At 55.6% G+C, this 18441-nt stretch carries 19 protein-coding genes and 5 pseudogenes; 12 read left to right on the top strand and 12 right to left on the bottom strand.

Translation table 11 applies throughout. The annotated features are described in order from the left end of the window. Nucleotides 1–674: 674 nt before the first annotated feature. Complete coding sequence (locus ABOC21_RS20330) at nucleotides 675–1010, bottom strand: YlcI/YnfO family protein (RefSeq protein WP_426813055.1); 336 nt, start codon at nucleotides 1008–1010, stop codon at nucleotides 675–677. Nucleotides 1011–1295: 285 nt separating this feature from the next. On the opposite strand from ABOC21_RS20330, the pseudogene ABOC21_RS20325 reads away from it, so the two are divergent. The 7 genes and pseudogenes from ABOC21_RS20325 to ABOC21_RS20295 form a co-directional block, all read left to right on the top strand. After that, nucleotides 1296–1538: pseudogene (locus tag ABOC21_RS20325) on the top strand (HNH endonuclease signature motif containing protein); the annotation flags it as partial. Next, nucleotides 1531–1683 (top strand): hypothetical protein, encoded by a 153-nt coding sequence (locus tag ABOC21_RS20320; protein ID WP_426815547.1) that lies wholly within the window; start codon nucleotides 1531–1533, stop codon nucleotides 1681–1683. The pseudogene ABOC21_RS20325 and the gene ABOC21_RS20320, both read left to right, overlap by 8 nt. A gap of 129 nt (nucleotides 1684–1812) precedes the next feature. Then, nucleotides 1813–1929, top strand: a pseudogene (locus ABOC21_RS20315) (phage terminase small subunit P27 family); the annotation flags it as partial. Beyond that, nucleotides 1929–3374 (top strand): annotated as a pseudogene (locus tag ABOC21_RS20310) (terminase large subunit); the annotation flags it as partial. The pseudogenes ABOC21_RS20315 and ABOC21_RS20310, both read left to right, overlap by 1 nt. A 2-nt stretch (nucleotides 3375–3376) precedes the next feature. Then, entirely contained in the window at nucleotides 3377–3568 is a 192-nt protein-coding gene (locus ABOC21_RS20305; RefSeq protein WP_426813054.1) for a hypothetical protein, read from the top strand. A 119-nt stretch (nucleotides 3569–3687) separates the two neighbouring features. After that, entirely contained in the window at nucleotides 3688–4941 is a 1254-nt protein-coding gene (locus ABOC21_RS20300; protein WP_426812790.1) for an IS256 family transposase, read from the top strand. Between the two features lie 219 nt (nucleotides 4942–5160). Beyond that, nucleotides 5161–5703, top strand: a complete 543-nt coding sequence (locus ABOC21_RS20295; RefSeq protein ID WP_426813053.1) for a plasmid pRiA4b ORF-3 family protein — start codon at nucleotides 5161–5163, stop codon at nucleotides 5701–5703. Here the strand turns inward: ABOC21_RS20295 and ABOC21_RS20290 are convergent. Continuing rightward, nucleotides 5696–6055, bottom strand: coding sequence for a hypothetical protein (locus ABOC21_RS20290; RefSeq protein WP_426813052.1), 360 nt, complete (start codon nucleotides 6053–6055; stop codon nucleotides 5696–5698). The genes ABOC21_RS20295 and ABOC21_RS20290 overlap by 8 nt on opposite strands. A gap of 221 nt (nucleotides 6056–6276) precedes the next feature. Here ABOC21_RS20290 and hpt point away from each other — a divergent pair, with 221 nt between their 5' ends. Then, nucleotides 6277–6813 (top strand): hypoxanthine phosphoribosyltransferase, encoded by a 537-nt coding sequence (gene hpt / locus ABOC21_RS20285; protein ID WP_259224319.1) that lies wholly within the window; start codon nucleotides 6277–6279, stop codon nucleotides 6811–6813. Between the two features lie 72 nt (nucleotides 6814–6885). Here hpt and can read toward each other — a convergent pair whose 3' ends face one another. Next, on the bottom strand, nucleotides 6886–7548 hold the full coding sequence (gene can / locus ABOC21_RS20280; RefSeq protein WP_133600632.1) for a carbonate dehydratase: 663 nt from the start codon (nucleotides 7546–7548) through the stop codon (nucleotides 6886–6888). A gap of 106 nt (nucleotides 7549–7654) precedes the next feature. On the opposite strand from can, the gene ABOC21_RS20275 reads away from it, so the two are divergent. The 4 genes from ABOC21_RS20275 (at nucleotide 7655) to ABOC21_RS20260 (ending at nucleotide 11220) form a co-directional block, all read left to right on the top strand. Then, entirely contained in the window at nucleotides 7655–8581 is a 927-nt protein-coding gene (locus tag ABOC21_RS20275; RefSeq protein ID WP_426813051.1) for an ABC transporter ATP-binding protein, read from the top strand. Then, nucleotides 8578–9348 carry an ABC transporter permease gene (locus ABOC21_RS20270; protein WP_045859825.1) on the top strand — a complete coding sequence of 257 codons (771 nt, stop codon included), beginning with the start codon at nucleotides 8578–8580 and terminating at the stop codon, nucleotides 9346–9348. The genes ABOC21_RS20275 and ABOC21_RS20270 overlap by 4 nt, the downstream gene beginning before the upstream one ends. 120 nt (nucleotides 9349–9468) lie before the next feature. Continuing rightward, nucleotides 9469–9909 carry a PTS sugar transporter subunit IIA gene (locus ABOC21_RS20265; protein ID WP_426813050.1) on the top strand — a complete coding sequence of 147 codons (441 nt, stop codon included), beginning with the start codon at nucleotides 9469–9471 and terminating at the stop codon, nucleotides 9907–9909. Nucleotides 9910–9972: 63 nt separating this feature from the next. Next, complete coding sequence (locus ABOC21_RS20260) at nucleotides 9973–11220, top strand: polysaccharide deacetylase family protein (protein ID WP_426813049.1); 1248 nt, start codon at nucleotides 9973–9975, stop codon at nucleotides 11218–11220. A 35-nt stretch (nucleotides 11221–11255) separates the two neighbouring features. On the opposite strand, the gene panD is transcribed toward ABOC21_RS20260, so the two are convergent. From panD to thpR, 9 genes and pseudogenes are all read right to left on the bottom strand, one after another. Next, nucleotides 11256–11636, bottom strand: coding sequence for an aspartate 1-decarboxylase (panD, locus tag ABOC21_RS20255; protein WP_095103716.1), 381 nt, complete (start codon nucleotides 11634–11636; stop codon nucleotides 11256–11258). Between the two features lie 149 nt (nucleotides 11637–11785). Next, nucleotides 11786–12640: a pantoate--beta-alanine ligase gene (gene panC / locus ABOC21_RS20250; protein WP_426813048.1), complete on the bottom strand. Its 855-nt coding sequence runs from the start codon at nucleotides 12638–12640 to the stop codon at nucleotides 11786–11788. Nucleotides 12641–12651: 11 nt separating this feature from the next. After that, nucleotides 12652–13444: pseudogene (gene panB / locus ABOC21_RS20245) on the bottom strand (3-methyl-2-oxobutanoate hydroxymethyltransferase). Nucleotides 13445–13561: 117 nt separating this feature from the next. Then, a complete protein-coding gene (gene folK, locus ABOC21_RS20240) occupies nucleotides 13562–14041 on the bottom strand; it encodes a 2-amino-4-hydroxy-6-hydroxymethyldihydropteridine diphosphokinase (protein WP_426813047.1) in 480 nt (159 codons plus the stop codon). Further along, a pseudogene (gene pcnB / locus ABOC21_RS20235) lies at nucleotides 14038–15433 on the bottom strand (polynucleotide adenylyltransferase PcnB). The gene folK and the pseudogene pcnB overlap by 4 nt, the downstream one beginning before the upstream one ends. A 176-nt stretch (nucleotides 15434–15609) precedes the next feature. Further along, a complete protein-coding gene (gene gluQRS, locus ABOC21_RS20230) occupies nucleotides 15610–16491 on the bottom strand; it encodes a tRNA glutamyl-Q(34) synthetase GluQRS (protein ID WP_426813046.1) in 882 nt (293 codons plus the stop codon). A gap of 58 nt (nucleotides 16492–16549) precedes the next feature. Further along, nucleotides 16550–17005, bottom strand: coding sequence for an RNA polymerase-binding protein DksA (gene dksA, locus ABOC21_RS20225; protein WP_004858018.1), 456 nt, complete (start codon nucleotides 17003–17005; stop codon nucleotides 16550–16552). 152 nt (nucleotides 17006–17157) lie between these two features. Beyond that, nucleotides 17158–17886 (bottom strand): DNA/RNA nuclease SfsA, encoded by a 729-nt coding sequence (sfsA, locus tag ABOC21_RS20220; RefSeq protein WP_426813045.1) that lies wholly within the window; start codon nucleotides 17884–17886, stop codon nucleotides 17158–17160. Continuing rightward, nucleotides 17886–18422, bottom strand: coding sequence for an RNA 2',3'-cyclic phosphodiesterase (gene thpR / locus ABOC21_RS20215; protein WP_426813044.1), 537 nt, complete (start codon nucleotides 18420–18422; stop codon nucleotides 17886–17888). Before thpR ends, sfsA begins: the two co-directional genes overlap by 1 nt. Nucleotides 18423–18441 lie beyond the last annotated feature (19 nt).

Genomic DNA, 18441 nt, shown 5'->3' with positions numbered 1-18441 from the left:
GATTCGTTAGGATCGGCTAACTGGTTGATTTGGTTTAATTCCGTTGAATTGACGGAATCTTATAACTCACTGATTACTCGGAAAAGAACGTTTTACATTCTTTTAGTGGTTCCGAAGAAATTCGTCGGTAGCTGTGAAGATGATGGAAAGAACTATCATGAGGAAAATCAACAAAGTCCAGCTTTGGACGGTAAGCCGGATTTGGATTACGAGAGGGTAGTACCTCAAAGTCACGAGGTTAACCGGCTATCTCTGAGCGAGTCGGACAGCTTACCTACTGGCGGTGGGTTTGTTCGGTATTTGTGCGGGTCATTAAGTCTTGCGCAAAACCACACCGAAATTATCGTGGAGCCTCTGATTTCGGAGGCACCTCACAGCGCTAACGAAATTAGCCCTGCTCAGGCAAAGAAAAAGGGCCGCATTTCAGGTGCTGCCCTTTGGCTGGTGGTCTGCCGACATAGCGATACCGAGATCCCGGCATCGCAGTTTTTGGCTTATTCCGACTGGCTGTTGAGCAAAGTCCGAATCCGGGCTTTGGGTTACAAACAAACTACCGGGAACCCTGCTCAGTGCGTTGAAAAGAAAAGGTGTAAGCAGCCTGTAACTACAGTAATGACGAGTAATACGATTAATAGCCTGTTAAGCATTTTAATCACCTCTCAAGAGTTGGGCGTTCAACTGGATACGTCGGTATTGTCCGTAGGGTTTTTGGTCTTTTTACGCTGTCGGCGCTGTAGTTCGTCACGAGCAATGCTGATGATCTGCTGGATTTCCTCTCCAGCTCTGGTGCCGATCTCTTCAACACGGGTAAGCGCATCTAGGGAGGACAGCAGTAAAGCTTCCTCGTTGCCTTCAGTCTGCCTTCGGGCGATTTCGCTACGTGCTGACGTTACTAAAAAACCGGCAGTTGATTCGCCGCTTAATTTTACCGCCTCTATTTCATCCAAAACATCATGTGGTATGCGAATCGATATTTGCCGGGACTTATCATTGCTGGTGTTTGTTGCCATGTGGGTGCCTGTTAAATGGGGTTGTGATTCAGTATACACAAAAATAAATCACATCAAATACTTGTCGTGTGATTCAGTTTGTTATAATTTAAATCACACCTCATCCGCAGGTAGCAAACAGATAAGGCACAAAACAGCGAAGCCCAGAGGTGCGTCAACACCTTCCGGGCCTCTAACCACCAACGTTATCAAGAGTAACGAGGTAGCTATGAAAGATCATATCACACACCCGCAAGGGCGGAACAACTACATCTGGCGCTTTCTCGCGCTGAGCGCTATCGGGCGCAACGTCATTCACATTACGTTCCTGCAAAGATTGTCGATCACATCATCCCTATTAACGGTGGTGATGACGTTCTGTTCTGGCCTGAGTGGAATCACCAGCCGTTATGCCAGACGCATCATAACCAGAAGACCACGCAGCAAGACCCCATCACCAAAGCCAACCGCAAAGCGGGGATGTACAGCGAGCAGGAAGCACGGGCAGCACAGCGTAATAACTGGATGTATGAGGTTGATCATGAATGAGAAAGACGCGGTGAACCTGTATCAGTCGCTGGCCCGATGCCGTGATGGCTTCATGCAGACCCGCACCAGACGCGATGAGCGCCAGCCAGTGAGGCACAGGAGTGAGCGTGAACGGGAGGTGATGGAATGCTTCCGCAACCGCTGACAGGCCGCACCGATGGGGTGGGGGAGGTTTTCAGGACAAAACCCAGACTGCCAGGCACCGCCCGCCCCCTCAAATTTTTACGCACGGTGATTTTTTTCGCAGCAGTAAGCCAAAAGGAAACAAGAAGTTATGGCGAGACCACCTAAACCACCCGCTTACCTTGATGAAATCGCGGGGCAGCAGTGGAAAACAAAAGCAAAGCAGATGGCTGAACGCGGGGATTTAACTCCTGCCGACTGGAATAGCAGCAGTTCGCCTTTGCGAACCTGCTGGGCTTTAAGGTCAGTGCTACGGGGCGCAGGAAGTACAGCAGCGCCTTTATCGAGGTGCCGCGTAAGAATGCCAAATCCACCGTAGCTGCAATGCTGGCTAACTGGTTTCTGGTGATGGAGCAGGGCCAGCAAGACATTTACACGGCGGCGGTGAGCCGGGATCAGGCCCGTATCGTGTTCGACGATGCCCGTCAGATGTGTCTGCTGTCAAAACCGCTGAAAAAGCGTGTGAATATCCAGGCTCATAAAATTATTTTCCCGAAGAATAACAGCATGTTAAAGCCTCTGGCGGCGAAAGCGGCCACCATCGAGGGGACTAATCCCAGCCTGGCTATTGTCGATGAGTACCACCTGCACCCTGATAATGGTGTTTATTCCGCCCTTGAGCTGGGCATGGGCGCACGTCCTGAAGCGGTTTTATTCGCCATTACCACCGCCGGAAGTAACGTTGTTTCTGCCTGCAAGCAGCATTACGACTACTGCTGTCAGATTCTGGCCGGGGAAGAGAGCAACGATTCGCTGTTTGTTCTGATTTACGAACTGGACGACGAAAGCGAGGTTGATCAGCCTGAAATGTGGATCAAGGCTAACCCGAATCTGGATATTTCCGTTGATGCGGCAAAACTGGAGGCCACTATTCAGAAAGCCAGGGGTATCCCGTCGCAATGGGTGGAGATGCTGATCAAACGTTTCAATATCTGGTGTCAGGGTTCCACACCGTGGATGGGCGCGGGAGCATGGGACGCCTGCAAACTCGACTATGAAGAAAGCGAACTTGTCGGGATGGAGTGCTATGCAGGTCTGGACTTGTCCTCAACCAGCGATATCACCAGTGTAAATTACGCTTTCCCGTTCGACAGGGAGATTAGGTTACTTACAAGGCATTATCTGCCGGAAGCGACACTTAATAATGTTTCCAACAAAAACCGCGCCATTTACCGCCAGTGGGTGAAAGCGGGCTGGATTCGAACCACTCCCGGCGACTGCATCGACTATGACCGCATCCGCGACGATATTCTGCGCGATGCCGAAACATTCAATATCCGGCTGGTGGGCTTTGATACGTGGAACGCCACGCATCTGCGTACCCAACTACAGGGGGCGGGCCTTGACGTAGAGCCGTTCCAGCAAACCTATCTCAAATTCAGCCCGGTAGCCAAATCCTTTGAGGTGTTTGTTAATCGCAGGGTGGTTCGCCATCGCGGCGATCCGGTACTGGCCTGGGCGATTGGTAACGTGGTGATGGAGTCCGACGCTAACGCCAATATTAAGCCCAACAAGAAGAAATCCTCTAACAAGATTGATCCGGCAGTGGCTGCGCTAATGGCATTTGGCACATTCCAGGCGGAACACGAGGATTTTGCATTTGATATGAGTGACAGTCACAAGCAGCGACTTGCCGAATTTTCCGGGATTTGAATATGCTCAAACACAAGAAAATTGAGGCCGTGATCGACGAAATGGCTCGCCTGTTGGGCCATGAACTTAACGGGCAGGATCGCCTGCTTATCCGTACCCGCGTTGCTGCGTCTGTAGCTGCCAGAGACCGGCACCGCCAGCGAATGACTACCCCAGCTTTGCAGTGGAAAAAGCCTGCTTCACCGCGCAGATGAACCGGAATGGCGGTTGTAGCGGAGTTATGTTCATTTGTGGTGTATGGGGATCCGAAGAGGGTGGCGTATCCTGCTGATTGATTTCTTCCCGGATTTCAACAACAGAGAGATGATACGCCATGACCAAGTCTACCCTACAGGTGTTGCCTGAGCTACTTGAGGCCACCGACCCACTCCATGATTTACTTCGAACCGGCGCACAGCAGTTGATCGCCAGTGCCGTTGAAGCAGAACTGGCAGTTATGCTCGCCCGGTTTGCCGGGCGCCGACTCGATGATGGCCGCCAGGCGGTGGTGCGTAACGGTTTTCTACCTGAGCGACGCATTCAGACCAGTATCGGCGATGTCAGCGTCAAAGTCCCGAAGGTCAGGGATCGCAGTGGCAACGGCATACGCTTCAACAGTGCCTTGTTACCGCCCTACCTGAAGCGGGCTAAATCCGTAGACGAGTTGCTACCCTGGCTGTACCTTCGTGGGATTTCTACCGGCGATTTCCACGAAGCCCTGTCGGCTCTGCTCGGCGAAGGGGCTTCCGGCCTCTCGGCCAGCACCATCAGTCGTCTTAAGGCTCAGTGGCTGGATGAGCACCATATCTGGGCACAACGCGACCTGAGCGATACGCGGTATGCCTATCTTTGGGCTGATGGTATTTACAGCAACGTACGGCAGGACGATCGGCTGTGCCTGCTGGTTGTCATCGGGGTCACGGAACACGGTCGTAAGGAGCTGATTGCTGTTGAAGATGGTTACAGGGAGTCGGAGGCGAGTTGGTACGAGCTCCTGAGCGGGCTGCGCACACGTGGCCTGACGATATCACCGAAGCTGGCAACCGGTGATGGCGCAATGGGCTTCTGGAATGCACTGTCGAAAGTGTTTCCTGACACCCGGCACCAACGCTGTCTGGTACATAAAACCGCTAACATACTGACCTCGTTGCCGAAGTCGGTGCAGCCGAAGATAAAAAGTGAATTGAGGGATATTTGGCTGGCAGAGAACCGTGTGTCAGCAGACACGGCGCTGGATGCGATGCTGGTGAAGTATGGCGACAAATATCCGGCAGCGATGAAGAAGCTGACGAAGGATCGAGAAGAGCTGCTCGCCTTCTACGATTTCCCGGCGGCACACTGGGCGTCAATAAGGACGACTAACCCCATCGAATCGGCATTTGCGACAGTTCGGTTACGCAGCAAACGAGCTAAGAACTGTGGCTCGAGAGCGACGACGTTGGCGATGGTATTCAAGTTGCTCCAGTCAGCGCAGAAAAACTGGAATCGACTTAAGGGATTCGAGCTGTTGACTTTGGTGGTCAACAACGTGCCGTTTAAAGACGGCGAACAGGTGGAAGATGAAGCATCAGATCGGAGCGTCGCCTGATGTCTTCGTACACCAGATTTGACAATAACTCGTTGTAGCGTCGCTGAGAACTCACCGTCATATCCTTCCGACCTTTCGATGATTTTGAGATATACCATCTGTGTGATTCGAGATAATTAAACTGGAAGCATTCTGTAACTGACTATAACTTAATGGTATTTCAGAAAAAAAACGGAGATGTGCTATTGTCATGTTTTAGTTATTGTTCCGAGGTTCGCCGTGTTCCAGCTAAAAATCTCTCTACGCGACAGCAGGCCCCCGATATGGCGGCGGGTACTGGTTCCTGAGCAAATGCTATTATGCACCCTTCACCGGGTGATCCAGTTGTCCTTTGGCTGGAACGACAATCACCTGTACATGTTTGAGAAAGGGCGCAAAGGTTATCCCGGCAATGACTATCGTGTATGGGGTGATGGTGAGGACATGGGTAATGCGGCCATTACACCGTTATGGGCAGCCCTCCAGAGTGAAGGCGAGAAACTGATTTATACTTATGACTTTGGCGACTGGTGGGACTTTACGGTGTTACTGGAAAAGCAGACACACGATACCAGCAAGCAACCGATAATCTGTCTGGGTGGCAAAGGCACCACTCCGGTAGAAAATTCTGGTGGCTTATTCGGCTACACAGAGATGCTCTCGCAGGCCATCAATGCAGAAAACCCAGAGCAAGCCGAGATCCATAACTTCCTCATGCAGGATATTGATAGCCGCCGTTATGACCTGTGCAGCATCAACAGCAGGCTACAGGCCCTTAACTGAGCCTCACACATTCACCTGCGATGGCGTTGGCTGCGCCTTCCGTATCGCGTACCACTGAAACGGTACCCGGAAGACCATAGCGGACAACGGTAGCGGTCGTCTCGCCGCCCAGAACAATACTCCGCGCCTCACGGCTCCGGTACCTCTCCAGCAACCCATCTTTCACCATTGCTTCCAGAGTTCGCCTAGTGGATTCGAGCCAGTGCCGGTTTTTGCTGAGACCTGTTCCATGTAGCAGATACGCCACGCCGGACACATCGAGCGGAGGCGCACCGATCTCTCCAGTAACCCATTCACGGTTATCTGGTTCGAAGTAGCTCATTATTTCTTTTTTGCGGTTAGTCATTCTCATGGTGGGAGAATCCTTAATGTAGGATAGTGCTATCATACACTAAGAGATTCCTCGTTTGTCCTTTAATACTGGTATACTCGCCGCCTTTCTTACGTGCTCATGCTTTCGCATAATTTCGGCTTTGTGCGATAATCCGTATATCAATCGGTGTATCACTTTCTACTGAAATGCATAGCGTGAGCGTTAATTTAACTGATAAAAATCAGTGAGATATATAGATTATGAAACATATTGTAGAAGTGATGATCCCGGAAGCCGAGATCAAAGCACGTATCGCCGAACTGGGTCGTCAAATCAACGAATGCTACAAAGACAGCGGCAGTGAAATGGTGCTGGTGGGTCTGCTGCGCGGCTCATTTATGTTTATGGCCGATCTGTGCCGCGAAGTTCAGGTGCCGCATGAAGTCGATTTTATGACCGCTTCCAGCTACGGCAGCGGTATGTCGACGACCCGCGACGTTAAAATCCTCAAGGATCTGGATGAAGACATTCGCGGTAAAGATGTCCTGATCGTGGAAGACATCATCGACTCCGGCAACACGCTCTCCAAAGTGCGTGAGATCCTCAGCCTGCGTGAGCCGAAATCGCTGGCCATCTGCACGCTGCTCGATAAGCCGAGCCGTCGCGAAGTGAGCGTCCCGGTTGAGTTTGTCGGCTTTGCTATCCCGGACGAGTTCGTGGTCGGCTACGGTATTGATTACGCCCAGCGCTATCGCCATCTGCCGTACGTGGGCAAAGTGGTGCTGCTGGACGAGTAGGGCGCAGGTAAGCAATATGGCGGCCCCCGGCTAAGCGGCGGGCCGCCTGTCCGGATACGAAGAGCGCGTCGGCTACTTGTGGTTGATGTGCTTAATTTTGAGGTTGGAAATTCCGTGACGGTAGCGCTGCTCGAGGGTTTCGCGGCTGACGGCGGTCACGTCGAGATCGCGCAGCAGGCCATCGTGAATGCCGTAGGCCCAGCCGTGGATCGTCACCTTCTGCCCGCGTTTCCACGCCGAGCGCATAATCGTTGAGTGGCCCAGGTTATAGACCTGCTCCATCACGTTCAGCTCGCACAGCGTATCAAGACGACGCTCCTCGGGCATCTCGCCCAGCAGCGAACTGTGTTTAAACCAGATATCGCGAATATGCAGCAGCCAGTTGTCGATCAGGCCCAGCTCGGTGTTTTCAATCGCCGCCTGTACGCCGCCGCAGCCGTAGTGGCCGCAGATGATGATATGTTCGACCTCCAGCACATCAACGGCGTACTGCACCACGGAAAGACAGTTCAGGTCGGTATGAATCACCAGGTTGGCGACGTTGCGGTGCACAAACAGTTCGCCAGGCTCGAGGCCCGTTAACCGTTCGGCGGGTACGCGGCTATCAGAACATCCAATCCACAGAAAGCGCGGTTTTTGCGCCTGCGACAGGGTTGCAAAAAAACCGGGATCTTCTTCCACCAGCATTTTTGACCATAGTGCATTATTGCTGATGAGTGTATCTATATCGTTCATGGACGTTCACGGCCTATAACCAGGTAAGTGCGTTGCGCTAATATAGGTTAACCTCACGTTTTTTAAAACAACCCATCGCGTGTCACGACACGAGAAGAGACATTTAATGACCATTGCTCTGGAATTAAAACAGCTGACTAAAACCTACCCCGGCGGGGTTCAGGCGCTGCGGGGAATCGATCTGCAGGTTGAAGCGGGCGACTTTTACGCGCTGCTGGGCCCTAACGGTGCGGGTAAATCCACCACGATTGGCATTATCAGCTCGCTGGTAAACAAAACCTCGGGCCAGGTTAACGTCTTTGGCTACGACCTGCAGAAGGACGTGGTTAACGCCAAGCGTCAGCTCGGCCTGGTGCCGCAGGAGTTTAACTTTAATCCCTTTGAAACCGTGCAGCAGATCGTCGTCAACCAGGCGGGCTACTACGGCGTTGAGCGTAAAGAAGCGGTAAAACGCAGCGAAAAATACCTGAAACAGCTCGATTTATGGGAAAAACGCGGCGAGCGCGCGCGGATGCTCTCCGGCGGCATGAAGCGCCGGCTGATGATCGCCCGCGCCCTGATGCACGAGCCGAAATTGCTGATCCTCGATGAGCCGACGGCGGGCGTGGATATCGAACTTCGCCGCTCGATGTGGGGGTTCCTCAAGGATTTGAACGATAAAGGCACCACCATTATTCTTACCACCCACTATCTGGAAGAGGCGGAGATGCTGTGCCGCAATATCGGCATTATTCAGCGCGGAGAACTGGTGGAGAACACCTCCATGAAGGCGCTGCTGGCCAAGCTAAAATCGGAAACCTTTATTCTCGATCTGGCGCCGAAAAGCCCGCTGCCGGTGCTCGAAGGCTATCAGTATCGGCTGGTGGATACCTCAACCCTGGAAGTTGAAGTGCTGCGCGAGCAGGGGATCAACAGCGTATTTTCTCAGCTGAGCGCGCAGGGCGTTCAGGTTTTAAGCATGCGTAACAAAGCCAACCGCCTGGAAGAGCTGTTTGTCACGCTGGTACATGACAGGAAAGGAGAGTCAGCATGATGCAGTTGTACTGGGTCGCGCTGAAAAGCATCTGGGCCAAAGAGATCCACCGTTTTATGCGTATCTGGATCCAGACGCTGGTGCCGCCGGTGATCACCATGACGCTCTATTTCGTCATTTTTGGCAACCTGATCGGTTCGCGCATCGGCGAAATGCACGGCTTCACCTATATGCAGTTTATCGTGCCGGGCCTGATTATGATGGCGGTGATCACCAACGCCTACGCCAACGTGGCCTCCTCGTTTTTCAGCGCTAAGTTCCAGCGCAATATTGAGGAGCTGCTGGTGGCGCCGGTGCCGACGCACGTGGTTATCATCGGCTACGTCGGCGGCGGCGTGGCGCGCGGGCTGTTTGTCGGGATCCTCGTCACCGCGATCTCGCTGTTCTTCGTCCCGTTCCAGGTTCACTCCTGGCTGTTCGTTGGGCTGACGCTGATCCTGACGGCGATCCTCTTCTCGCTGGCGGGCCTGCTGAATGCGGTATTTGCCAAAACCTTCGACGATATCAGCCTGATCCCGACCTTCGTGCTGACGCCGCTGACCTACCTCGGCGGGGTCTTCTACTCCCTGACCCTGCTGCCGCCGTTCTGGCAGGCGCTGTCGCACCTTAACCCGATCGTCTACATGATCAGCGGTTTCCGCTACGGCTTCCTCGGCATCAACGATGTTCCGCTGATTACCACCTTTGGCGTACTGGTGGTGTTTATCGTCGCCTTCTATCTGCTGTGCTGGTCTCTGATCCAGCGCGGACGCGGCCTGCGCAGCTAGCGGGCCGTTTTTGGCGCTTCGCTGAGCGATTAGGCGAAGCGCCAGCGGCTAATCTTGACTGACATCACCGACATCAATCACTCCCCTTGTTAAATTAGCCTCCTGCTAAGGAGGTAGGCGATGTTAGGTTGGGTCATTGCGTGTCATGACGAGAAGGCGCAGGAGCTGCTGGACCGGCTGGAAAAAAGATATGGGCCGCTGGCGCAGTGTCGGGCGGTGAACTACTGGCGTAACCTCAGCAGCAATATGCTGAGCCGGATGATGTGCGACGCCCTGCACGCGGTCGATAGCGGCGATGGGGCGATCTTTCTGACCGATGAAACCGGCGCGGCGCCGTATCGGGTCGCGGCGCTAATGAGCCATAAGCATACCCACTGCGAAGTGATTTCCGGAATCGACTATCCATTGTTAGAGCAAATGTATCTTCTGCGCGAGAGCCTGAGCAGCGCAGCGTTTCGCGAGGCGATAGTCAGCGCCGGAGGCCCGACAGTCAGCAGCCTCTGGCACCAGCAGCAAAAGAATCCGCCTTTCCGCCTGCTGCATGAAGCGTTCGGCAATTAGGCGTTGGTATTGATGGCGCTTTTGTTACAATGGCGGCAGTTTCTTTCCAGCGGTTAGACGTCGATGTTTGCCCGAATCTTTGCTCTGCTCCTCCTGCTGACGTCGCTCAGCGCCTCAGCCAGCCTGTTAAGCCAACAGGGCGTGCCTGCTCGCTATATGCAAACCGCTGAAGACGCGGTTATCTGGGCGCAGATCGGCAACGAGGTGGTCAGCGTCGGCAATATCCGCGCCGGGCAAATTATTGCCGTTGTGCCGACCGCCGCCGACTATTATGAGTTCAGCTTCGGCTTTGGTACCGGTTTTATCGATAAAGGCCATCTGCAGCCGGTGCAGGGCAAGCAGCGGGTGGAGGATAGCCTCGGCGATTTGCATAAGCCCCTGAGCAACCAAAACCTGCTCACCTGGAAAGATACCCCGGTCTACGACGCGCCATCCAGCGGCAGCGCGCCGTTCGGCACGCTGGCCAATAATTTGCGCTATCCGATAATCAGCAAGCTAAAAGATCGGCTCAATCAGACCTGGTTGCAAATTCGTATCGGCAATCGCCTGGCGTGGGTCAGTAGCCTCGACGCCCAGCAGGATAACGGCATTCCGATCCTCACCTATCACCATATCCTGCGTGATGAAGAGAACACCCGCTTTCGCCATACCTCGACCACCACCTCCGTACGCGCCTTCAGCAACCAGATGACCTGGCTGCGCGACCAGGGCTACACCCCCCTGACCATGTATCAGCTGGAAGGCTACGTGCGCAATAAGATCAACCTGCCGGCGCGTGCGGTGGCGATCACCTTTGATGACGGCCTGAAGTCGGTCAACCGCTACGCCTGGCCGATCCTCAGGCAGTATGGCTTTCACGCCACGGCGTTTATTATCTCCTCGCGCATTAAGCGTCATCCGCAGAAGTGGGCGCCTAATTCACTGCAGTTTATGAGTATTTCTGAGCTGAAGCAGATTCAGGACGTCTTTGACGTGCAGTCGCATACCCATTTTCTGCATCGGGTTGACGCCTGGCATCACCCGATTCTGCTGAGCCGCAGCTACCACAATATCCTGTTTGATTTTGAACACTCGCGCCGCGCCTTGACGCAGTTTAATCCGCACGTGCTGTATCTCTCCTATCCGTTTGGCGGCTATAACGCGACGGCGGTCAAAGCCGCGAACGACGCCGGTTTTCATATGGCGGTGACCACGGTGAGAGGGAAGGTGAAACCCGGGGATAATCCGTTCTTATTGAAGCGGCTCTATATTCTGCGCACCGATTCGCTGGAGACGATGTCGCGGCTGATCAGCAACCAGCCGCAGGGGTAGCTCGACGCCCGTCCTGAGCAGGGCGTCGTAAGGCATCAGGCAACCTGGACCGGAATGGCTTTGGCCTGGCGCTTCATTTCGTTGTCGCCTTCAAAATAGGCCACCTTTGGCCGCCAGCTGCGCGCTTCTTCATCGCTCATGGTGACGAAGCTGGCGATAATCAGAATATCGCCGACGCTGGCGCAGTGCGCCGCCGCGCCGTTAACGGAAATGATTCTGGAACCGCGCTCGGCGGCGATGGCGTAGGTGGTGAAGCGGTTACCGTTGGTCACGTTCCAGAGATGGATCGCCTCATTTTCGAGGATCCCGGACGCATCAAGGAAATCCTGGTCAATAGCGCAGGAGCCTTCATAGTGCAGATCGGCCTGGGTGACTTTTACGCGGTGGAGTTTGCCCTGCAGCATATTACGAATCATAGTGTCTACCTTTATTCCCGTCATACTTCAAGCGGCATACAGGCTGGCTGCACTCGAACTATTGCGGGTATCTACCTGACGAAAACGAAGCGGATATCGCATCCGCTTGAGCAAATGCCGGGCAGTATTGCCCGGTTTTTAACCTTTGTCTACCGGCCGAGCTCGACGATTTTATTGTCGATAAGACGCGCCTGGCCGAGCCATGCTGCCATCAGGAGCACCGCCCGCTGGCTGGTCTCCGTCAGCTCCAGCAGCGTATCCGCATCGCGGATCTGAATATCGTCGGCGCGGAAGCCCTTTTCGTCCAGCTCCTGCCCGGCAAGAGTAATCATTTCATCCAGATTACGGTCGCCGGCCGCCAGTTTTTCCGCCACGCTATTCAGCACTTTATACAGTCCCGGGGCGATCTTGCGCTGGTCTGCGGTAAGGTAGCCGTTGCGCGAGCTGAGCGCTAAGCCATCTTTGGCGCGGATAATCGGTACGCCGATAATCTCGATATCGTAGCCCATGTCGGCAACCATCTTGCGGATCAGCGCCAGCTGCTGGAAGTCCTTCTCGCCAAAGCAGGCGACGTCCGGCTGTACCAGGTTGAACAGCTTGCTGACGATGGTGGAGACGCCGCGGAAGTGGCCCGGGCGGCTGGCCCCTTCAAGCATGGTCGACAGGCCGGGAACGTCGACGTAGGTCTGACTTTCGGTGCCGTGCGGATAGATCTCCGCCGGAGCCGGTGCGAATACGAAGTCCACTTTGCGTTTGTTCAGCTTCTCGCAATCGTCCTGCAGCGTGCGCGGGTAGCGCGTCAAATCGTCAGGACGGTCGAACTGCATCGGGTTCACGAAAATGCTGACCACCACGACGTCAGCGCTGGCTTTCGCTTCATCAACCAGCTTCATATGACCGTCATGCAGGTTGCCCATGGTGGGGACCAGCGCAATGCGCTTGCCTTCCTGACGTAAACGGCGGATATGCTGACGCAGCAGCGGCAGGGATTCAATAATCAGCACAACAAGACTCCTTAATGGAAACTGTGTTCTTCGCCCGGATAGACGCCGGACTCCACTTCGGCAATATACTGCCGTACCGCCGCGCGCATGTCGCCTGCTGCGGTGAGGAAATTTTTAGCGAATTTAGGAATATGGCCGCCGGTGATGCCGAAGGCGTCGTGCATCACGAGGATTTGCCCGTCGGTAACGTTGCCGGCGCCGATGCCGATCACCGGGATGGTCAACGCGTCGGTCACGCGCTGGGCCAGCGCCACCGGCACGCACTCCAGCACCAGCAGACTGCGCGCCTGCGGCTTCCAGCGCCAGCGCATCGTCAAGCAGCGTCTGCGCCGCATCGCCGCGTCCCTGGACCTTATAGCCGCCAAAAACGTTAACCGACTGCGGCGTCAGGCCAAGATGGCCGCAAACCGGCACCGCCCGTTCCGTCAGCATTTTTACGGTCTCAGCCAGCCAGGCACCGCCTTCGATCTTGACCATATTCGCCCCCGCGCGCATCACCACGGCGGCATTAGCAAAGGTCTGTTCCGGCGTGGCGTAGGCCATAAACGGCAGGTCGGCGAGCAGCAGACAGGCCGGAGCGCCGCGCCGCACCGCCTGGGTGTGGTAGGCAATGTCTTCGACCGTCACCGGCAGCGTGGAGTCGTGGCCCTGTACCGTCATGCCCAGCGAGTCGCCAACCAGCATCACGTTGATGCCTTCATCGGCAAACAGCTTTGCGAAGCTATAGTCGTAGGCGGTGATGGTGGCGAAGCGCTTCTTCTCCTGTTTGCATTTCTGCAGCAGGGCGATAGTGGTCGGTTTCATAACGTTTCCTGATGATGAAAGTCATATTAACCGGCATTCTAACAGCAGCACTGGAGGGGGCAACGGTTTTAGGCAACCGATAACGACGATCGCCGTAATTGTTAAAGGGCGCGGGGCCTACCAGAGAGCGGGTTTATCGGCGGCGAGTCGGGTCAGTACGCTGCGTAACGCGACGCCGTCAGGAAAATGGAGCTCGGGGGCAATCTCAAACAGCGGCCACAGCATAAAGCCGCGGTTTTTCATGTCGTAATGCGGCACCGTCAGGTGCTTGCTGTCAATCACCTGCTCGCCAAACAGCATGATATCAAGATCGAGCGTGCGCGGGCCCCAGCGTTCGGCCTTGCGTTCGCGACCCTGCTGCAGCTCGATGCGCTGGGTATGATTCAGCAGCTCTTCTGCGGCAAGCCCGGTCTCCAGCGCCACGGCGGCGTTAAGGTAGTCAGGCTGATCCTGCGGCCCCAGCGGCGGCGTGCGGTAGAAAGAGGAGACGGCGACGATCCGGCTGTTGGGGATCTCCGCCAGCGCGGCGACGGCAGCCTTAACCTGCTCCAGAGGAGCGGCCAGATTGCTGCCGAGGGCGATAAAGGCGAGCGTCATGCGCCGCCCGGGCGCGGGGCGCGTTTGCGTGGACGACGATGGCGGCGGCGCGGCGCCGGCTCTTCATCGAGTTCGTTCAGCATATCTTTTTGATCTGGCGGCGGGGCAACCTGGAACTCGCCCCACCATTTGCTCAGGCGCAGCAGTTCGCCGTTCTTTTCGGCGCCGGCGCGCAGCTCAAGCAGATCGTACGCGGCGCGGAATTTTGGATGCTCCATCAGCTTCCACGCGCGTTTGCCCTGGCGGCGGGACATCCGCAATCTGCAGCTGCCAGATATCGCGAACCAGGGTGGTGATGCGTTTCGGAATCGCCAGCGTACGGCAGGCTTCGTCCAGCACGTCGTTCATCGCCAGCAGGAAGGCGTCGTTGTACGCCAGACCGCTCTCCTGGGCAATTTTCTGCGCCATTTCCAGCAGCGGATACCAGAACATCACCGCGAACAGGAACGCCGGGTTAACGCGCATATCGTTATGGATGCGGTTATCGGTGTTCTTCAGAACCTGGGTGATGATGTGCTCCATCGGGCTATCGCCGCGCTCGGTAAAGTAGCGGGTGATGGTCGGGAACAGCGGCTGGAACAGGTTGTATTCGCGCAGCAGCATATAGGTATCAAAACCGTAGCCCGCCTGCAGCAGCTTGAGCACTTCTTCAAACAGACGCGCCGGAGGGACGTCGTGCAGCAGCGCCGCCAGGCGCGGGATCGGCTCGGCGCTTTCTGCGCTGATGCTCATATTGAGCTTGGCGGCAAAGCGCACCGCGCGCAGCATGCGTACCGGATCTTCGCGGTAGCGGGTTTCCGGATCGCCAATCAGGCGGATGACGCCTTCCTGCAGATCCTTCATGCCGCCAACGTAATCGCGCACGGTAAAGTCGGCAACGCTGTAATAAAGGCTGTTAATGGTGAAGTCGCGGCGCTGGGCATCCTCTTCGATGGAGCCGAAGATGTTATCGCGCAGCAGCATGCCGTTCTGGCCGAGCTGCGAGGTTACGCGATCGGTAGTATGCCCTTCGTGGTGGCCGCGGAAGGTGGCGACTTCGATAATCTCCGGCCCGAACATGACGTGAGCCAGGCGGAAACGGCGGCCGACCAGGCGGCAGTTGCGGAACAGTTTACGTACCTGATCCGGGGTCGCGCTGGTGGTGACGTCGAAATCTTTCGGTTTCTTGCCGAGCAGGAGGTCGCGTACGCCACCGCCGACGAGATAGGCTTCGTAGCCCGCCTTGTTCAGTCGATAGAGCACCTTGAGGGCATTATCACTGATATCTTTGCGGGAAATTGCATGCTGTTCACGCGGGATAACCGTCATATGCGTTTGTTCGACGGCGGCTTCTGCCTCGCGCTCCTCACGGCTTAGCACCTTACGGCAAAAATTAGCGACTCGGGTAAAAATGTTGCACCTCGTAGTGTCAGACGGACTTCAGATCAAAATATTACTCTATGCATTTCGGGTTACAGCAAGGCGGCAAACTTGTGAGTCCCGGCAGCATAGATAACTATGTGACCGGAGTGAACAAGTGCAGCCAACGCAGGAGCAACTTGAAAGGCGACGAGAAAAATAGCGGCTAATCATAGCTCAGCAAGAGTGATTTGAGAATGCTGGATTTTTTCCGCTTTCCAGTTCGCCACCGCATTCTTGAGTAAATCATCGATACTCAGCGCTCGCCACTCCTGCTCAACATCCTGATTAAGAAACATTAGCGCCCGTATAATTTCGGGACGCGGATCGCCCTCCGGCAGCGCCGGGGCGTGATTTTGTTTGGAGAGTTTATTCCCCTCGGCGTTCAGCGCCAGCGGCAGATGCAGATAATCCGGCGCCTGCCAGCCGAAGTGCCGGTAGAGCGAAATCTGCCGCACCGTGGGCTCAATAAGATCGGCGCCGCGGACTATCTCAGTCACGCCCTGGAAACGATCGTCCACCACTACCGCAAGATTATAGGCGAACAGGCCGTCGCGGCGGTGGATAATAAAATCTTCGCGCGCCAGCGGCTCGTCGGCAACAAGGGTGCCGCGCAGCTGGTCATAAAACTCAAGTACCGGTCGCGTCTGGCGTATGCGCAGAGCGGCGTTCTGAGCCGGCAGCCGCAGGTCGCGGCAGTGGCCGTCATAGACGCCGCCGACGGCGTGAATACGCGCGCGGGTGCAGGTGCAGTAATAGCACAGCCCCTGCTCATGCAGCCAGGCAAGGCGCTCGCGGTAGGCTTCATGACGCTGCGACTGCCACAGCACTTCGCCATCCCAGTGCAGGCCGTAGCGCTCAAGCTGGCGCAGAATGGTATCGGCGGCGCCGGGGATCTCCCGCGGTGGGTCGATATCCTCAATGCGTACGCGCCAGATGCCGTTTTTTGCCCGCGCCTGCAGATAGCTTCCGAGTGCGGCAATCAGGGAGCCGAAATGGAGTTCGCCGGAGGGGGAGGGGGCAAAGCGGCCGATGTAGGGTGAGTCATTCATGGTCTATAGAGCATGTAGGCGGGAGAGACTCCCGCCGGAGATACGATAGCGAAGTGGATTAGCCAGCCATCTGTTTTTCGCGAATTTCCGCCAGAGTTTTGCAATCGATGCACAGATCTGCGGTCGGACGCGCTTCCAGACGGCGAATGCCGATCTCAACGCCACAGGATTCACAAAAGCCGAAATCTTCGTCTTCGACTTTCTTCAGCGTTTTTTCGATCTTTTTGATCAGTTTACGTTCGCGATCGCGGTTACGCAGCTCGAGGCTGAACTCTTCTTCCTGAGCGGCACGATCTACCGGATCCGGGAAGTTAGCGGCTTCATCCTGCATGTGTGATACGGTGCGATCCACTTCATCCCTGAGTTGATTACGCCATGCTTCAAGAATACGCTTGAAGTGCGCTAGCTGGGCTTCGTTCATATACTCTTCGCCCGGTTTCTCTTGGTACGGCTCCACCCCAGCGATGGCGAGAATACTCAGGGACGATGTTTTACGGTTTTGCCCTTCTTGCATGTTGCTTCTCCTTAACACGCACTATCGATCCCCATGGTGGGGGAAAAATCAGGCCGCTATAAATAGCAGATGCTTTTCCGGATAGCAATTATCTAAACGTTACACTTGACAACCCTGTGAAGAAAAGCGTATTTGCGCTCGCGACCCGGACACTATTTAGCCGTTTGTTTACCGGGGGTTAACACCACGGTAATCGGCTTATTCAGAGTCATCATCTCGGTAGAAAGTTCCGCTTTATAGGCGAGAATTTCAACCCCCTTGGTTTGCGCTTCAATCAATAGCTGTGCGTATCTGGCATCAATGTGGTGAGCGGGAGAAAAACGGTCGATCGCCGAATGCAGCACGGCGAACAAAATAACCGCCCGATCGCCCGCCGCCGCTACGCCCATCAGCTCCCGCAGGTGCTTCTGGCCGCGCTCGGTGACCGCATCGGGAAAATAACCGCTCTCTTTTTCCGCTAAGGTAACCGATTTCACTTCAATATAGCAGTTTTGTCGTTCTTCTGCCTGTAACATAATATCGATGCGGCTACTCTCATCCCCATATTTCACTTCACTTTTCAGCGTGTTATAGCCAGAAAGTTCGAGAATATCTCCCGCCAGTATCGCCTCTTTCGCCAGCGTATTGGCGCGTAAAGTATTCACGCAAATTGTCGCGCCCTGCTGGGTTTCGGTTAATTCCCAGGTATGGGCATACTTGCGCTTCAGGTTGTCAGAGGTCGAATACCAGACGGTATCGCCGGGCGTCGCGCAGCCTGTCATCGCCCCGGTGTTCGGGCAGTGCAGGGTCAGCTCCCGTCCGTCGGGGGTCACCACGTCGGCCAGAAATCGTTTGTAACGTTTAATCAGGATGGCGGACTGGAGCGGTGGGTTGAACTGCATCAGCTTTCCTTGTTGAAGGGGTAACGTTCCAGCGCGGTATAGCGGGTGCGTCCGCGGGCAAAGCTGGATTCATAAAGTACAAATTCGCGCACCGCAAACGTCCAGCTGAAGCCGGGCGGCGGAATGGGTACCGCGCTACGGGCGTCGCGCAGCAGGGTGATATGCGGGTGGAACGGCTGCGGGCTCTGATAGCAGCCGCTACGGGCCGCCTGCGCGCGCAGCATACCGGCCAGCTGCAGCACGCCGCGCGGCGGCTGGCGGGTCCCGAGCCACACCACCCGCGAACGCAGCCACTGTCCGGCATCGTCGAGGGTCAGCGTAAAGCCGGGCTGGCGAATGCGTCCCGCCAGCGCCGCCAGCGCGCGCTGCTTATCCGCGCTGACCTCGCCAAGAAATGCCAGCGTCAGGTGCAGATTGTCCTTTGCCACCGGCCTGCCGGCGTCATCCGGGAAGCTCAGGGCGCGCCAGTCGACGATCTGCCGCTGCACCTCTTCAGGCAGTTCAAGGGCGAAAAACAGCCTTTTCGGCTCGGACATGATAAATACCCGCTAATCA

This window comes from Klebsiella sp. WOUb02 (assembly GCF_050058015.1).
Classification (GTDB): Bacteria; Pseudomonadota; Gammaproteobacteria; order Enterobacterales; family Enterobacteriaceae; genus Klebsiella.
Note: the sequence above shows the minus strand (reverse complement) of the source record. Positions and strands in the feature narration are given on the sequence as shown.

Bases quoted from the DNA above. Each gene is read 5' to 3' on its own strand.
- ABOC21_RS20330 (WP_426813055.1), bottom strand. From the start codon at position 1,010: ATGGCAACAAACACCAGCAATGATAAGTCCCGGCAAATATCGATTCGC.
- ABOC21_RS20320 (WP_426815547.1), top strand. From the start codon at position 1,531: ATGAATGAGAAAGACGCGGTGAACCTGTATCAGTCGCTGGCCCGATGC.
- ABOC21_RS20305 (WP_426813054.1), top strand. From the start codon at position 3,377: ATGCTCAAACACAAGAAAATTGAGGCCGTGATCGACGAAATGGCTCGC.
- ABOC21_RS20300 (WP_426812790.1), top strand. From the start codon at position 3,688: ATGACCAAGTCTACCCTACAGGTGTTGCCTGAGCTACTTGAGGCCACC.
- ABOC21_RS20290 (WP_426813052.1), bottom strand. From the start codon at position 6,055: ATGAGAATGACTAACCGCAAAAAAGAAATAATGAGCTACTTCGAACCA.
- hpt (WP_259224319.1), top strand. From the start codon at position 6,277: ATGAAACATATTGTAGAAGTGATGATCCCGGAAGCCGAGATCAAAGCA.
- can (WP_133600632.1), bottom strand. From the start codon at position 7,548: ATGAACGATATAGATACACTCATCAGCAATAATGCACTATGGTCAAAA.
- ABOC21_RS20275 (WP_426813051.1), top strand. From the start codon at position 7,655: ATGACCATTGCTCTGGAATTAAAACAGCTGACTAAAACCTACCCCGGC.
- ABOC21_RS20270 (WP_045859825.1), top strand. From the start codon at position 8,578: ATGATGCAGTTGTACTGGGTCGCGCTGAAAAGCATCTGGGCCAAAGAG.
- ABOC21_RS20265 (WP_426813050.1), top strand. From the start codon at position 9,469: ATGTTAGGTTGGGTCATTGCGTGTCATGACGAGAAGGCGCAGGAGCTG.
- ABOC21_RS20260 (WP_426813049.1), top strand. From the start codon at position 9,973: ATGTTTGCCCGAATCTTTGCTCTGCTCCTCCTGCTGACGTCGCTCAGC.
- panD (WP_095103716.1), bottom strand. From the start codon at position 11,636: ATGATTCGTAATATGCTGCAGGGCAAACTCCACCGCGTAAAAGTCACC.
- folK (WP_426813047.1), bottom strand. From the start codon at position 14,041: ATGACGCTCGCCTTTATCGCCCTCGGCAGCAATCTGGCCGCTCCTCTG.
- gluQRS (WP_426813046.1), bottom strand. From the start codon at position 16,491: ATGAATGACTCACCCTACATCGGCCGCTTTGCCCCCTCCCCCTCCGGC.
- dksA (WP_004858018.1), bottom strand. From the start codon at position 17,005: ATGCAAGAAGGGCAAAACCGTAAAACATCGTCCCTGAGTATTCTCGCC.
- sfsA (WP_426813045.1), bottom strand. From the start codon at position 17,886: ATGCAGTTCAACCCACCGCTCCAGTCCGCCATCCTGATTAAACGTTAC.
- thpR (WP_426813044.1), bottom strand. From the start codon at position 18,422: ATGTCCGAGCCGAAAAGGCTGTTTTTCGCCCTTGAACTGCCTGAAGAG.